Consider the following 15,477-nt stretch of genomic DNA (forward strand, 5'->3'; position numbering starts at 1 on the left):
GGAGAGCACATGCCGGACAAGCCCCAGATCTGGTTCCTCACCGGCAGCCAGCACCTCTACGGCCCCGAGACGCTCGACCAGGTCGCGGCCCAGTCCCAGCAGATCCGGCGGATGCTCGCCGATTCCGGCCGGATCAGCGCGGAGATCGTGTGGAAGCCGGTGCTGACCGACTCCGGCGCGATCCGCGGGGTCATGCAGGAGGCGAACACCGACCCGTCCTGCGTGGGCGTGATCGCGTGGATGCACACGTTCTCGCCGGCGAAGATGTGGATCACCGGCCTGGACCTGCTGCGCAAACCGTTGCTGCACCTGCACACGCAGCTCAACGAGGCGCTGCCGTGGTCCAGCATCGACATGGACTTCATGAACCTCAACCAGGCCGCGCACGGCGACCGCGAGTTCGCCTACGTGCAGACCCGCATCGGCGTGGCCCGCAAGACGGTCGCGGGCCACGCGAGCGACCCGGTGGTGGCGCAGCGCATCGACGGCTGGGCCCGTGCCGCCGCGGGTCTCGCCCACCTGCGGGGTCTGCGGCTCGCGCGGTTCGGCGACAACATGCGCGACGTCGCCGTGACCGAGGGCGACAAGGTGGAGGCGGAACTGCGGTTCGGCGTCTCGGTCAACACCTACGGCGTGAACGACCTGGTCGCCGTGGTCGACGCCGTGTCCGACGCCCGCATCGACCTGCTCGTCGCCGACTACGCCGACGCCTACCGGCTGTCCCCGGAGTTGGCGCGCGGGGGAGAGCGGCACGAGTCGTTGCGCTACGCCGCCCGCATCGAGATCGGCCTGCGGTCCTTCCTGGACGACGGCGGGTTCGGCGCCTTCACCACCAACTTCCAGGACCTGGGCGGCCTGCGGCAGTTGCCGGGGCTCGCCGTGCAACGCCTGATGGCCGACGGCTACGGCTTCGGCGGCGAGGGCGACTGGAAGACGTCCGCGCTGCTCGCGGCCGTGAAGGCGATGGGCACCGGCACGGGCCGCGGCACGTCGTTCATGGAGGACTACACCTACCACTTCGGCCCGGGCACGCCGAAGATCCTCGGCGCGCACATGCTGGAGGTGTGCCCGACGATCGCGGCCGACCAGCCGTCGTGCGAGATCCACCCGCTGGGCATCGGCGACCGCGAGGACCCGGTGCGCCTGGTGTTCGACGCGGCCCCCGGCCCGGCCGTGGTGGTGGGTCTCGCCGACATGGGCGACCGCTTCCGCCTGGTGGCCAACGAGGTCACGGTCGTGCCCCCGGACGAGCCGCTGCCGAAGCTACCGGTGGCACGGGCCGTGTGGCAGCCGGCGCCGTCGCTCTCGACGTCCGCGGAGTGCTGGCTGACCGCGGGCGGCCCGCACCACACGGTGATGACGCAGGCCGTCGGGGCCGAGGTGCTGCGGGACTTCGCGCAGATGGCCGCCACGGAGCTGGTGCTGATCGACTCCGCGACGACCCCGGCGTCGTTCGCGGACCGGCTGCGCTGGAACTCGGCCTACCACCGCCTGGCGGCCGGGATCAGCTGACGGGCGTGGAACTCCGCTATCTGGCGCCACATGGCGACCGGGTTGGAGTACATCGGGAGCTGGCCGCTGTGCGGGATCTCGGCCAGCTCCACCCCGTGCGCGTCCAGCGTCGGCAGGTAGGACAGGCTCGCGCACTGCTCGCCGTAGAGGTACATGCGCGGGCAGGGCAGCGACAGGAACTTCGGCAGCAGGTTGCCGTGGTCGGCGAGTTCGACCATGGAGCGGAACAGGGTCGGCATGGCGCCCCGGTGGACCTTGGTGGGCAGGTTCGCGGCGTACAGGCCGCCGCCGTAGCAAGGGGTTTCGCGGCTGCGTTCGGCCAGGGCGAAGACGTAGCCCGCCGGGTCGCGGTGGTGCAGTGCCTCCCTGCTCAGCACGCAGTCCTCTGGCGCCAGGATGCCCTTGATGTTCACGAAGCTCAGGACTCGGGCCGGTTCGGCGTGGGCGAGCAGGAGGGCGGTGAGGGCGCCGGTCAGATGGCCGACGACGTGGAACTGGCCGATGCCCGCCCGGTCGAGCAGGGCCCGCGCGGTGTCGGCGAGGAACGGCAGGTCCACCTGGCCGAGGTCAGCGCACTCGGTGGCACCCGCGCCCGGCGCGTCGTAGGCGAGGAACGAGCGGCCCGCGAAGTCGTGCCGCTGCAGGACGTCGAGGTAGTCCTCCTTGCTCGTGCCGAAGCCGTGCAGGAAGAGGACGGGGGCGTCGGTGCCCTCCCGGCGCTGCACCGCGGCGACCCGGAGGTTCACCCCCTGGACGCGCAGCGGGATCTGCTCGTGGACGACTCTGGCGGCCGTTGGCATGGCTGTTCCCCGGTTCTTCGCAGGTGCAGGGACTGCGGAATGAATCGAGAGCATGCCACTACGTGTGAACGCTCACAAGTAGTTGAACCTTTCACTTTCCCGGTACGTATCCCGGAATGCCGGCACAAACGTCCCCTAGTCGTGAGGTTCGAACATGTCGAGAGCTCATGCGCTACCCCAGCGGAACAAACGGGTGATCGTCGCCGGAATCGCCGTCGCCGCCACGCTGACGGCGGTCACCGCGGCTGTCGCGTTCGCCGGAGGGGAGACCGCGAGCGGTGCGATCGCGTGTCCCGCGCCGGTCGTCCCCGCCGTACCGGCGGCCGCGCAGGCCGAGGTGCAGCGGGAACTCGCCGGGCTCGACCGGCAGATCGCCGAGGCGAACGAGCGGTTGCGCACGTCGGCCGGTGAAGGTGGGCCGAACTTCGTGCAGAACGCGATCCTCGGTCCGCTTGCCAGCAAGCGGGTCGCGGCCCTGAACCGGATCGAGACCGCCATCGGCCGCGTGGCCGCGAAGCCCGAGGGACTGGAGAGGTTCGCCACCTGCGGCCTCGGCCAGGCTCCCGCGGTCTCGGCGCCGCCGTCCACGCGTCCGGCGCCCACGAGCGCGGGATCCACGCGACCGGCGCCCACGAGCGCGGCGGCCCAGGGCGTGATCGAGTGCCCGCTCCCGGTGCTGCAGAACGTTCCCGCGGCCGCGCGTGCCGAGGTCGACCGCGAGCTCGCCAACCTCGGCAAGCAGCTGGCCGAGGCGAACGAGCGGTTGCGCACGTCGGCCGGTCAGGGTGGGCCGAACTTCGTGCAGAACGCGATCCTGGGTCCGCTGGCGAGCAAGCGCACCGCCGCGCTCGACCGGATCGCGATCGCCATCGGCCGCGTGGACGCGCGGCCCCAGGGGCTGGAGCGCTTCGCCACCTGTTCGCTCAGGTAACTCTCCTCGGGGTTCGAGCGGGCAGGCCCGTCTCCTCGGGGGCGGGCGTTCCCAGAGTCCTGCCGGGCGGGCGCGCCCCCGTCCGGCAGGACCTTGACTCGTCAGTAGGTTGTCGATAGTTGTTAGCGTGAACATCGCCTGTTCAACGGAGAACCGATGGCCAGACTCGTTGCTCTGCTCGCCGCTTCGACGCTCGTGATCTCCACCGCGGCGCCCGCCACCGCCGCCGTCGAGACCGTCACGGTGAGACCGGATCCGACCTACCAGCAGGAGCCGTTCCAGGGCTGGGGCACGAGCCTGGTGTGGTTCGCCAACGCGACCGGCGGTTACCCGGACGCGATCCGGGACCAGCTGGCCGAGCTGCTGTTCGGCGAGGACGGGCTCAACCTGAACATCGCGCGCTACAACATCGGCGGCGGCAACGCCCCGGACGTGCCGCCGTACCTGCGGGCCGGCGCGGCGGTGCCCGGCTGGTGGAAGGCCCCGGCCGGCACCACGCGCACCGACACCGACTGGTGGAAGCCAGGTGACCCGCGCTTCTTCGACGCCTCGGCGGATCCCCGGCAGCGGTGGTGGGTCGACCGGATCAAGCGCGACGTGACGCGCTGGGAGGCGTTCAGCAACTCCCCGCCGTGGTTCCAGACCGTGAGCGGGTACGTCTCCGGCGGCTTCGACCCGAACGCCGACCAGTTGCGGGAGGACCGCATCGGCGACTTCACCGCCTACCTCGCCCAGGCCTCGGCCGAGCTGGAACGCTCACACGGCATCAGGTTCGCGACGGTCGACCCGTTCAACGAGCCCAACACCCCGTACTGGCGCACGACGCTCGGCCAGGACGGAAACCCGACTGGCGGGCGGCAGGAAGGCGCCCACCTGGGTCCCACGCTGCAGGCGAAGGTGGTGCCCGCGATGGCGGAGGCGTTGCGCGCCAACCGGGTCGGAGCAACCGTCTCCGCACCGGACGAGACCAACCCCGGCCTCTTCGCCGACGACTGGGCCGGGTATCCGGCGGCGGTGCGGGCTCAGGTCGGCCAGGTGAACGTGCACACCTACGGCACGGCCCGCCGGACCTCCGCCCGCGACATCGCCAAGGGCGCCGGCAAGCCGCTGTGGATGAGCGAGGTCGACGGGCACTGGGGGACGGGGCAGAGCTTCACCAGCATGGACCCCGGCCTTGGCATCGCCGAGCGCGTGATCGACGACCTGCGCGAGCTGGAGCCGCGCGCCTGGCTGCTGTGGCAGGCCGTGGAGGACTACGACAACATGAAGCCGGGCGCCGAGTCGCCGGACGGGATGAACTGGGGCGTCGTGCAGATCCCGTTCGACTGCGGGCCCCAGGACACGCCCGCGACGTGCCCGGCGCGCGTGAACACGAAGTTCCACACGCTGCGCAATTTCACCCACTACGTGAAGCCCGGCGACCGCCTGGTGAAGGTCGACACGACGACCGACGTGGCGGCGGTGCGCGGGAACGAGCTGAAGTCGTTGGTGCACTTGAACAAGAGTGCTCAGGCCCAGTCGGTGGTGCTGGACCTGTCCGCGTTCGCGTCGGTGCGGCCGGGCGCTTCCGTCCGTCCCGTGGTGACCGACGAGCACGGCGCTCTGGTGAAGGGTGCCCCGGTGCGCGTGCAGGACCGCAGGGCGACGCTGTCCGTGCCCGCGCGGTCGGTCACGACCTTCGAGGTGAGCGGTGTCGGCGGGGTGGACCGGGCGGCCGCGCTCGGCGGCGACTACCGCTTGACCGGGGTGCAGAGCGGCAAGTCCCTCGCCCCGTCCGGAACCTCGCTCGTGCAGCGGACCACGGCGCAGTCCGCCGACCAGGTGTGGCGGGTCGAACGCCGCGGCGGTGGCTACGACAGCCGCGCCCAGTTCTCGATCACGAACGCCGCCACCGGACAACGGATCGCGGCCGGCGGCGGTGACGTCGTGCTGAGCAACGCGGACGGGCCTGCCGCGCGGTGGGTGCTCTCGTCCACGGGGGACGGGACGTGGACGTTCGTCAACGCCCAGAGCGGAAGTCTGCTCGACGTGGTCGGGGAGTCGCGTGAGGACGGTGCCCGGATCGGGCTGTACCACGCCACTTCGGGGGCGAACCAGCGTTGGGCGGTGTCCGGTGCGCGCGGCTAGCGGGGTGCTGGTGGTGGTTCTGCTGACCGGGGCGTGCACGGCGGAACCGCCGGTCTCGTCCCCGGTCACCACCACGCCCTGGAAGCCGCCCACGTTGGTCAACGAGCAGGTGCCCTACGAGGGGGTGCTGCACGTCGTGCGGGACGTGGTCGACGGGCGGACCGTCGAGCTCGTGGACGGGCGGCGGGTGCAGATCGCGCAGGTGGCGGCGCCGGTGGGCTGTCAGGCGGAGCCGGCGCTCACCTTCGCGCGGACGACCCTGCTGGCCGGCACCGTGCGGATCAGCCCGGTGCGGTCCGGCGACGTGAGGCTGGAGCTGGAGGACGGCACGGACTACGCGGTGCTGGCGGTGCGGCAGGGCGTGCTGAAGGTGGAGGGCGTCGACGGTGGGCCGTTGCTGACCGCGGAGTCCGAGGCGGCCGCGGCGGGCAGGGGGGTGTGGGGGCCGGGCTGCGACATCCCCGGTTCCGGGAACGCCACCTCGGGCCAGTCCGTTCCCGGACCCACCGCACCCGGACGCACCTCTGCTGCTCCTGCCCCGCCGACCGTCCGTCCTCCGGCCCCCACGACCGCGGTGCCCCCCGCGCGGACCTGTGCGGTCTCCTACCGCGTCACCGGTCAGTGGCCGGATGGGTTCCAGGCCAATGTGAGCGTGCGCAACACCGGCACGGCCCCCGTGGACGGCTGGACGCTGCGGTGGAGTTTCGCGAACGGCCAGGTCGTCACCGAGATGTGGAACGCGCGGGCACGGCAGTCCGGCGCTGTTGTGAGCGCGCTCAACGCCGACTACAACCCGCGCATCGCCCCCGGCGGTGAGGTGGTGATCGGGTTCAACGGCTCCGCGCGGTCCGGGAACGCGGCGCCCGGCTCGTTCACGCTCAACGGCCAGGCCTGCTCGGCCGGATGATCAGGCGCTCTCCCGCACCACGAGCGAGGAAGGGTAGAACGTCGCCCCGGAGGTGTCGCGCCGGTCGAGGACCGAGCACGCCGCCGCCGTGGCGATCTCCTCGACCGGGTGCGTGCTGGTGGTGAGCGCGGGGCGGCTCAGACCGGCGAACGCGATGTCGTCGAACCCGGCCACCGCCACGTCGCCCGGCACGCGCACACCGAGCGAGTGCAGTCCATCGAGGACACCGAGCGCGGTCAGGTCGCTCAACGCGAACACGGCGTCGGTGTCGGGCCAGCGCGCCATGATCTCGACGGCCGCCTCGGCGCCGCGCACCGCCGTGAAGTCGCCGACGACGACCCGGGGCTGCGCGCCGCTGTCGTGCAGGACCTTGCGGTACGCCTCGACGGCGCGGTCGCCGCAGGGCAGCCACGACGGTCCGGTGACCATCGCGATGCGCTGCCGGCCGGTGTGCACGAGGTGCCGCACGACGCCGTCGGTGCCGGAGCGGTTGTCCACGTCGAACGACGGCACACCTCGCGCGCCGACCCCGACCGCGGCGACCCGGCCGCGCAGGGAGCGCGGCACGGTCTCGAGCGCGGGCCGCGTCGGGTTCACCACGACCAGCCCGCCGAGGCCGCGGCTGCCGGCGAGGCGCGCGAGTGAGCCGGGGTCGTTCAGGGGTAGCCAGTGCAGCGAGACGCCGACCTCGCGTTCAGCGGCGACGTGCGCGGCCGAGGTCAGCACGCGGCCGACGTACGGGTCGTCGAGGACGGCCGCCGTGTGCCCGATGACGGCGATCGCGAGGCGCGTGCCCGTGCGCGTGACCAACGCGCGGGCGGAGGCGTCCGGGACGTACCCGAGCGCGGCCACCGCCGCGGCGACCCGGTCCCTGGTGTGTTGTGATGCCGGTCCGTGTCCCGTGACGACGCGGGAGGCGGTCGCCCGGGACACGCCTGCGGCCCTGGCCACGTCGTCCAGTGTCGCGGTGCGTTCTGCCGTCATCTGAACAGTATTGCGGTGGAAGCGCTTCCATGTGTGGGCTGAGAACTTCAGTATCGAGAAAGGGAGGGACCGGGATGTCGGTCACGGTGCCGCGCAGTCAGATCCGAGCCGCCGCGGCGGGCGTCGCGGTCACGTTCGGCCTCAACGGCGTGGCGGTGGCGACCTGGTTCGCCCGCGTCCCCGCCGCCCGCGACGCGCTGGGCCTCACCCCGGCCGCACTCGGCCTGCTGCTGCTCTCGATGTCCGTCGGCGCCTGCCTGGCGATGCTCACCGCGGGCGAGGTCACCCACCGCCTGCGCCCACGCCGCACCGTCTCGCTCTCCGCCGTCACCGTCGCATGTGGTCTCGCACTCGCGGGCTTCGGCATCGGCGCGAGCCCGTCGGCGCTGCTCACGGCCATCGGCATCTTCACGCTCGGCTACGGCTCGGGCCTGTGCGACGTGGCGATGAACGTCGAGGCCGCCGAGGTGGAACGCGCACTCGACAAGACGGTGATGCCGCGCTTCCACGCCATGTGGAGCCTCGGCACCGTGGCCGCGGCCGGCCTGGCATCGTTCGCGGCCTGGGCGGTCCTGCCTGTTACCGCTCACCTCCTCGTGGTGGCCTTGGTGGTCGCGGTCGGCACGCTGTTCGCGGCCCGCACGTACCGGTTCGCGGGCACGTCCGAGGAACACGGCAGGGGCAGCGGCGTGCTGGCCGCGTGGCGCGAACCCCGCACGCTGCTGATCGGCCTGCTGGTGCTCGTGTTGGCGTTCACCGAGGGCACCGCGAACGACTGGGTGGCGGTGGCGTTCATCGACGGCCACGCGTTCGCCCCGGCGATGGGCGCGGTGGTGTTCGGCGTGTTCGTCACGACGATGACGTTCGGCCGCATCTTCGGCACCATCGCCCTGGACCGCTGGGGCCGGGTGCCGGCGATCCTCGTCTCCATGGTGCTGGCGGCGGGCGGCGTGACGATCGCGGTGTTCGCCGAGTCGCCCGCGGTCGCCGTGGCCGGGGTCGCGGTGTGGGGACTGGGCACCGCGCTGGGCTTCCCGGTCGGCATGAGCGCCGCCGCCGACGATCCGGCGCGGGCCGCCGCGCGGGTGAGCGTGGTGGCAGTGATCGGGTACACGGCGTTCCTCGCCGGGCCGCCGCTGGTCGGGTTCCTGGGCAACGAGGTGGGCGTGTTGAAGGGGCTGCTGGTGGTGCCGGTGTTGTTGCTGCCCGCGCTTCTGCTGGTGCCGATGTTGAGGCCCGTCAAGGACTGACGTTCGCGACCCGCTGGCCTTGTCACGCGACGGGGACGGGCACGGGAGCAGAGCTGATCGAGTGGAGCGGTGGAGCCTGAGGCGAAGGCGATGACCTCCCGTTCAACGCCGTCCGCGGACGCTGGACGTGCTGGTCGTCGCGATCGAAGTCGACACCGGCCGCGACCGCTGGCTGGATCACCGGCTCACCCCGGTCGAGCTCGCGCCACGGCTGCTCACACGCCTGCGCGAGCTCGACCGCACCGACTGATCAACGGCTGATCGAGTCACGCGCGCATTCGACGGCATTCGAATCGAAGGAACGTCGAATTCCGGCATCAATCGTCGATTGAATTCACTTCGTTGACGCGTGGCGAACACATTCGTATTCTCGGTTCACGATCGTGGACCGTGTTCAAGAATGTGAATCCTTTCCGAAGGGTATTTCGCCATGCGGTTTTTCGCCTGCGGGCTGGTTCTCGCCTGCGCGTTCACCGGTACAGCGCACGCCGGCCACGACCCGGCGAGGCAGGTGCTGCCCGCGGGTGACGGCTGGGCCTCGGCCGGACCCGGCACGACCGGGGGTTCGGCGGCTACCACCGTGCACGAGGTGCGCACGAGGGCCGAGCTCATCGCGGCCCTCGCGGCACCGGCGCCGAGGATCATCAAGGTCAGAGGCGTGATCGACGCGAACACCGCACCGGACGGCACACCGTTGCGGTGCACGGACTACGCCACCGGCGGGTACAGCCTCGAGGGCTACCTCGCCGCCTACGACCCGGCCACCTGGGGCTGGCAGAGAGAACCTGAAGGGCCCCTGGAGGAAGCGCGGAAGGCATCGGCGAAGAAACAGGAAGCCACGATCGCGCTGAACGTCGGCGACGACACCACGGTCATCGGGGTGGGCGAAGGCGCCGGGATCAACGGTGGCAGCCTGCGGATTCACGGCAGCCGCAACGTGATCGTGCGCAACCTGACCTTCCGCGACACCCACGACTGCTTCCCGCGGTGGGATCCGACGGACACGAGCCCCGGGGCGTCGCCGGGCAACTGGAACTCGCTCTACGACTCCATTTCGATCCAACGCTCCGAGCACGTCTGGGTCGACCGCAGCACGTTCACCGACGCGCCCAACCCGGACAGCCGCCAGCCGCTCCACTTCGGACGGCCCTACCAGGTGCACGACGGCCAGCTCGACATCACCAACGGCGCCGACCTCGTCACGGTGTCGCGCAACCGCTTCGAAGAGCACGGCAAGACCATGCTGATCGGCTCGTCGAACACCTCGACGACCGACCCCGGCAAGCTGCGGGTCTCGGTGCACCACAACGTGTTCCGCAACGTCCTCGAACGCGCGCCGCGAGTCCGGTTCGGGCAGGTGCACGTCTACAACAACCTCTACGAAGGCGCCCAGAGCTACAGCTGGGGTGTGGGCGTGCACTCGCGGATCTTCGCGCAGAACAACTACGTCAAGGGCATCGCCGCCGAGAAGGTCGTCTACAACTGGGGCGGCACGGCCATCACCGACCGGGGCAACCTGCTCAACGGCCGGCCGCACAGCTTCGTGCACGCTCACAACGCCGCCAACCCGGACAAGCAGCTCGCGACCGACGCCGGGTGGACGCCGACGCTGGACCGCGGCCTCGAGCCCGCCCACCGGATCAGGCACCTGAAGGCAGGCGCGTGAAGAGCCGTTGGGCGCCGTACGCCCTGATCGCCCCGACGCTCCTGCTGATGGTGGTGTTCCTGGTCTACCCCATCGCGAGCGTCGGGTGGTTCAGCCTCCGTCAGCACACGGTGACGCAGCCCTGGAAGAACGGCTTCATCGGGTTCGAGAACTTCCGGCGCATGCTCACTGAGGACCCGTTGTTCTGGCAGAGCCTCGTGTTCAGCGCCAAGTGGGTGGCGGTGGAGGTCGGGCTGCAACTCCTCCTGGGCCTCGTCCTTGCGTTGATCGTCAACGAGACGTTCGTCGGCCGCGCGGTGGCGCGAGCGCTGGTGTTCTCGCCGTGGGCGGTGTCGGGCGTGCTCACCACCGGCATCTGGATCCTGCTCTACAACCCGTCGACCGGGATCTTCCAGCAGCTCGCGCAGTGGGGGATCGGCGACCCCGGCACGTCGGTGCTCGGCAACCCGGACACCGTCTTCGAGGCCACCGTCGTCACGGAGCTGTGGCGTGGCGTGCCGTTCTTCGCGATCTTGCTGCTGGCGGACCTGCAGACCATCCCGAACGACCTGTACGAGGCCGCGTCCGTGGACGGGGCAGGGCGGTGGCGCAGGTTCCTCAGCGTCACGCTCCCGCACCTCAAGGACGCCATCGTGCTGTCGACGCTGCTCAGGGCGGTGTGGGAGTTCAACAACGTCGACCTCATCTACACGCTCACCGGCGGCGGACCGGCGAACCAGACCACGACGCTGCCGCTCTACGTGGCGCGCAAAGCCGTCGACTCGCACGACTTCGGCTACGGGTCGGCGCTCACGACGGCGGGCTTCGTGATCTTGCTGTTCTTCTCGATCCTCTACCTGAGGCTGTCCAAGTTCGGGAGCCGGGCATGACCCAGACCCTCAGCCGGATCTCGCGGCTGCACCTGCCGCTGGCGCTCTACCTGTTGTTCACGCTCATCCCGTTCTACTGGATGCTCGTCTTCGCTCTGAGACCGACGGGAAACACCTCGCTGGTGCCGTGGCCAATCACGTTCGAGCACTTCGACACCGTGTGGAACGGCATCGGGTTCGGCTTGTTCTTCCAGAACAGCCTGATCATCGGGATCGGCACGCTCGTCACCGTCACGGTCTTCGCGCTGATGGGCGGCTACGCCCTGGCGCGGTTCCGGTTCAAGGGCCAGCGGGTCTTCCTGCTGGCGTTGCTGTGCACGCAGTTCATCCCCGGCGCGATGATGCTGATCCCGCTGTTCGTGATCTTCAAGAACGCCGGCCTGCTGAACAGCCTCACCGGGCTGGTGATCGCGGACACCGCGTTCCAGCTGCCGCTCGCGCTGATCCTGATGAGCGGGTTCGTGCGCAACGTGCCGGTGGAGCTCGAAGAGGCCGCGATGGTCGACGGCTGCACGCGGCTGCGCGCGTTCTTCGCGGTGACGCTGCCGCAGCTCAGGCCCGCGCTGGTGGCCGTCGGGTCGTTCGCGTTCATCGGTGCCTGGAACAACTTCCTGTTCGCGCTCATGTTCGCGAGCAGGCAGGACAAGTTCACGTTGCCGGTCGGGCTCAGCTACGCGCTGGGGGAGTTCAACACCGACTTCGGCGCGCTCGCGGCGGGCGGGGTCGTCGCCGCCGTACCGGTCGTGCTGGTTTTCGCCGTCGTGCAGCGGTTCCTGGTGCAGGGACTCACCGCCGGCGCCGTCAAGGGATGAGGATGCGATGAAGAGACTGTTGATAGCGCTCACACTCGTGCTGAGCGCGTGTTCCGCCACACCGGACGGGCCCACGACGATCACCTTCTGGGACAACAACGGTGGCCCCGGCCGCACACCCGTCTACCAGGAGCTGATCAAGCGGTTCGAGGCGGCGAACCCCGGCATCAGGATCGAGTACGTCGGCATCCCCAGCTCGTCGGTGCAGCAGAAGTACGACACCGCGATCGCCGGGGGGTCCACGCCGGACGTCGGCGGCGTCACGACCTCGTACCTCGCGCACCTGGTCGGGCAGGACGCGCTCGAACCGGCCGACGACCGGATCGAGAACGGCGCGTTGAAGGGCAAGCTCCTCCCCAGCCTGCTGGAGACCGTGAAGCAGACCGCGCCCGACGGCAAGCTCTACGCCGTTCCCGCCTCGGGCAACATGGACGTGATCTGGTACCGCTCGGACCGGTTCGAGGAGCGCAAGATCGCCGAACCGTCCACCTGGGACGATCTGGCGAAGGCCGCCGCGCAACTCACCGACCCCGCCGCCAACCAGTACGGCTTCACGATCCGCGGTGGTGCCGGCTCGATCTTCCAGCTGCTCGCCGAGGCCTACTCCTACTCCGGCGTCGAGAAGTTCTACGACGGCGGCAGGAGCACCGTCGCGGACCCGCGCAACGCCGAGCTCGTGCGCAAGGTCGCCGAGCTGTACAAGAAGGCCACGCCCGAGGCCGACGTGAACAACAACTACACCCAGATGGTCGCCCAGTTCACCGGCGGCACGGTGTCGATGATGCACCACAACCTCGGCTCGACCGGCGACGTCATGAAGGCGCTGGGCCCGGAACGGGTGAACGCCATGCCGTTGCCGAAGGGCCCGTCGGGCAAGCGGACCGTGGTGCCGAACCCCACCGACGGCTTCGCGGTCTTCAAAGGGAGCGAGAACCGGGACGCGGCCTGGAAGTTCGTCGAGTTCCTGACCTCGGCGGAGAGCAACGGCTACTGGAACGAGAAGGTCGGCCAGATCCCGGCGAACACCGACGTCCGCGACGCGCAGTGGATCAAGGACAACCCCGCCGTCAAGATGGCGCTCGGCGTGCTGGAGGACCCGGCCACCGTGCTCGTGCCCGCGCCGGTCTACCTGCCCGAGTACTCGTCGATCACCAAGACCGACACCGAACCGCTGTACCAGAAGGTGTTGCTGGGCCAGATGTCCGCGCAGGAGTTCCTCGACCAGCTCGCGGCCAGGCTCACCACCGCCCAGCAGGACTGGGAGAAGCGCAAATGATCGAACGAGTGGTCGTGCGGACGTTCAAGACCACCGCGGCCACGTCCGTCGACGCGGAGGGCCACCGCCACCCGGCGCCGGAGCACGAAGTCGTCGAGGCACTGCTGGAGATCACCGACACCGACGGTGTCACCGGGTACTGCCAGGTCCAGCCCGATCAACTCAGGCCGGCCGTGCTGGACAGGCACGTCCGCCCGGTGGTGCTCGGCCAGGACCCGTGGGACCGCGAACGGCTGTGGCGCCTGCTGGCCAGGAGACAACGGGGCTCGCACGGCGGGTTCACCGACCGCGCGCTCGGGTTCGTCGACCAGGCGTTGTGGGACCTGGTGGCGCGCAGGGTGAACCTGCCCGCGTGGAAGCTCGCGGGCGGTGCGCGTGACCGGATACCCGCCTACGCCAGCACGATGTGCGGCGACACCGACGGCCTCGCGACCCCGGCCGACTACGGCGACTTCGCGCAGCACCTGGTGTCGCTGGGCTACCGGGCGATCAAGCTGCACACGTGGATGCCGCCGGTGCCGGGGGCGCCGAGCGTGGGCAAGGACGTCGAGGCCTGCCGGGCGGTGCGGGAGGCGGTCGGTCCGGACATCGCGCTGATGCTCGACGCGAGCCACTGGTACTCGCGGACCGAGGCGCTGCGGCTCGGCAGAGCGTTGCAGGAGCTGGACTTCTACTGGTTCGAGGAACCGATGGAGGAGGCGTCGGTCAGCTCCTACCGCTGGCTCGCCGACCAGCTCGACATCCCGGTCATCGGCCCGGAGGTGGCGTGGGGCAAGCACTTCACCCGCGCCGAGTGGATCACCTCGAACGCCTGCGACGTCCTGAGAGCCGGGCCGGCGGGCAGCGGCGGCATCACCCCGGTGTTCAAGACCGTGCACCTCGCGGAGGCGTTCAACGTGGACTGCGAGATCCACGGCAACGGTTCGGGCAGCCTCACCGTGCTCGGCGCGACCGACGCCGGCCGGTGGTACGAACGAGGCCTGCTGCACCCGCACGTCGACTTCGACCGCGTCCCGCCCCACCGCAACGCGATCGCCGACCCGCTCGACGACAACGGCGAAGTGCGGTTCCCGACCATTCCGGGAATCGGCGACGACTGGAATTTCGAACACATCGGAGTTCACACTCTTGAAGTGTGGTGAGAATTCAGGAACGAGCCAGTCGAATATCTTCGAATTGGTTGACCGCCCGTTTCCGTGCTGGTTTCGTTCGTGTTACCGCCGCTCACCCTGAAACGGGAGTGGGTAAATGATCGGAAAACGCACAGCATTGATTTCCGCCGTCGCGCTCGTCGTCGGCGCGGTGTCCGCACCCCAGGCGGCCGCCGCCCCGTTCGGGCTGGTCGGCTGGGCCACGCAGGGAGGTGGCACGACAGGGGGCGGCAGCGCCTCGCCGATCACCGTGACCACCGCGTCCGCGTTCGTCGCGGCCGCGAAGTCATCCAGCGCGGCCGTGATCCGGGTGTCCGGCACCATCTCGTTGCCGAGCATGACGAAGGTGGCGTCGAACAAGACGATCGAGGGCGTGGGCTCCTCCTCGGCGATCACCGGGCAGGGCCTGAACATCGCGAACGCCTCGAACGTGATCGTGCGCAACCTCAACTTCAGGAGCTGGGGGGACGACGCGATCAACGTGCAGTACTCGACCCGCGTGTGGATCGACCACAACACGTTCTCCAACGGCTACGACGGCGCGGTCGACGTCAAACGGGCATCGGACTACGTGACGGTGTCCTGGAACAAGTTCACCAGCCACAACAAGACGATGCTGCTGGGTCACAGCGACGACAACGGCTCGGAGGACCGCGGCAAGCTCCGGGTGACCTACCACCACAACTGGTTCGACGGAACGCAGCAGCGCCACCCGCGGGTGCGGTTCGGCAACCCGGTGCACGTCTACAACAACTATTACGGCGGCGTGACGTCCTACGGCGTCGCCTCCACCATGGAGGCCGGTGTCCTGGTCGAGGGCAACTACTTCGAGAACACCGAGGACCCGTTCCACCGCGGTGAGGGCAGTTCACCCGGCGGGTCGCTGGTCGCGCGGAGCAACCACTTCGTCAACTCGGGCAGCGGCGACCAGGGCGGTTCGGTCAAGAGCCTTCCCTATTCGTACCCGCTGGACGGCGCGAGCAGCGTGAAGAGCGTGGTCACGGCCGGTGCCGGAGCCGGACGGGGCTGACGAGATCAGGGGGCGCCCCCAGTGGCGGGGGCGCCCCCATCCGTTCCTGGGACCGCTCCCAGAATTCCACTCGAAGGGAGCAGTAAGAGGAACTGCGGGAGCAAGACCTCTTGCTGCACAAGGCTCAATGCCGAGGGCTGTACGGCCCTTCCCGGCTTGCGC

The 15,477-nt window shown here is 70.0% G+C and carries 14 protein-coding genes; 12 read left to right on the top strand and 2 right to left on the bottom strand.

Features of this window, described 5'->3' with window-relative positions; translation table 11 throughout:
• The first annotated feature begins 9 nt into the window (after positions 1-9).
• Complete coding sequence (gene araA, locus QSK25_RS03555; RefSeq protein ID WP_285632504.1) at positions 10-1,512, top strand: L-arabinose isomerase; 1,503 nt, start codon at positions 10-12, stop codon at positions 1,510-1,512.
• Here the strand turns inward: araA and QSK25_RS03560 are convergent.
• Positions 1,482-2,312 (bottom strand): alpha/beta fold hydrolase, encoded by an 831-nt coding sequence (locus tag QSK25_RS03560; RefSeq protein WP_285632507.1) that lies wholly within the window; start codon positions 2,310-2,312, stop codon positions 1,482-1,484. The two genes, araA and QSK25_RS03560, sit on opposite strands and share 31 nt — an antisense overlap.
• 193 nt (positions 2,313-2,505) lie before the next feature.
• Between QSK25_RS03560 and QSK25_RS03565 the strand changes: the two genes are divergently transcribed.
• The 3 genes from QSK25_RS03565 to QSK25_RS03575 all read left to right on the top strand — a co-directional run bounded on the left by QSK25_RS03565 (position 2,506) and on the right by QSK25_RS03575 (position 6,277).
• On the top strand, positions 2,506-3,243 hold the full coding sequence (locus tag QSK25_RS03565; protein ID WP_285632510.1) for a hypothetical protein: 738 nt from the start codon (positions 2,506-2,508) through the stop codon (positions 3,241-3,243).
• A 156-nt stretch (positions 3,244-3,399) separates the two neighbouring features.
• Entirely contained in the window at positions 3,400-5,370 is a 1,971-nt protein-coding gene (locus QSK25_RS03570; protein ID WP_285632513.1) for an RICIN domain-containing protein, read from the top strand.
• A gap of 13 nt (positions 5,371-5,383) precedes the next feature.
• On the top strand, positions 5,384-6,277 hold the full coding sequence (locus QSK25_RS03575) for a cellulose-binding domain-containing protein (RefSeq protein WP_285632516.1): 894 nt from the start codon (positions 5,384-5,386) through the stop codon (positions 6,275-6,277).
• On the opposite strand, the gene QSK25_RS03580 is transcribed toward QSK25_RS03575, so the two are convergent.
• Positions 6,278-7,261, bottom strand: a complete 984-nt coding sequence (locus QSK25_RS03580) for a LacI family DNA-binding transcriptional regulator (RefSeq protein WP_285632519.1) — start codon at positions 7,259-7,261, stop codon at positions 6,278-6,280. It lies immediately after the preceding gene.
• 74 nt (positions 7,262-7,335) lie between these two features.
• Between QSK25_RS03580 and QSK25_RS03585 the strand changes: the two genes are divergently transcribed.
• From QSK25_RS03585 to QSK25_RS03620, 8 genes are all read left to right on the top strand, one after another.
• A complete protein-coding gene (locus tag QSK25_RS03585) occupies positions 7,336-8,511 on the top strand; it encodes an MFS transporter (protein WP_285632522.1) in 1,176 nt (391 codons plus the stop codon).
• 127 nt (positions 8,512-8,638) lie between these two features.
• On the top strand, positions 8,639-8,761 hold the full coding sequence (locus tag QSK25_RS03590; RefSeq protein ID WP_285632525.1) for a hypothetical protein: 123 nt from the start codon (positions 8,639-8,641) through the stop codon (positions 8,759-8,761).
• Between the two features lie 180 nt (positions 8,762-8,941).
• Positions 8,942-10,177 (top strand): pectate lyase family protein, encoded by a 1,236-nt coding sequence (locus QSK25_RS03595; protein ID WP_285632528.1) that lies wholly within the window; start codon positions 8,942-8,944, stop codon positions 10,175-10,177.
• On the top strand, positions 10,174-11,046 hold the full coding sequence (locus QSK25_RS03600) for a carbohydrate ABC transporter permease (protein ID WP_285632546.1): 873 nt from the start codon (positions 10,174-10,176) through the stop codon (positions 11,044-11,046). Before QSK25_RS03595 ends, QSK25_RS03600 begins: the two co-directional genes overlap by 4 nt.
• On the top strand, positions 11,043-11,858 hold the full coding sequence (locus tag QSK25_RS03605) for a carbohydrate ABC transporter permease (protein WP_285632548.1): 816 nt from the start codon (positions 11,043-11,045) through the stop codon (positions 11,856-11,858). The genes QSK25_RS03600 and QSK25_RS03605 overlap by 4 nt, the downstream gene beginning before the upstream one ends.
• Before the next feature lie 7 nt (positions 11,859-11,865).
• Positions 11,866-13,134: an ABC transporter substrate-binding protein gene (locus QSK25_RS03610; RefSeq protein ID WP_285632550.1), complete on the top strand. Its 1,269-nt coding sequence runs from the start codon at positions 11,866-11,868 to the stop codon at positions 13,132-13,134.
• The gene (locus tag QSK25_RS03615) at positions 13,131-14,276 is read left to right on the top strand and encodes an enolase C-terminal domain-like protein (protein WP_285632552.1); all 1,146 of its coding nucleotides are present in this window, start codon (positions 13,131-13,133) and stop codon (positions 14,274-14,276) included. Before QSK25_RS03610 ends, QSK25_RS03615 begins: the two co-directional genes overlap by 4 nt.
• 106 nt (positions 14,277-14,382) lie before the next feature.
• Positions 14,383-15,315 carry a pectate lyase family protein gene (locus QSK25_RS03620; protein WP_285632554.1) on the top strand — a complete coding sequence of 311 codons (933 nt, stop codon included), beginning with the start codon at positions 14,383-14,385 and terminating at the stop codon, positions 15,313-15,315.
• Positions 15,316-15,477 lie beyond the last annotated feature (162 nt).

The sequence above is a fragment of the Lentzea sp. NBRC 102530 genome (assembly GCF_030269365.1).
Taxonomy (GTDB): domain Bacteria; phylum Actinomycetota; class Actinomycetes; order Mycobacteriales; family Pseudonocardiaceae; genus Lentzea.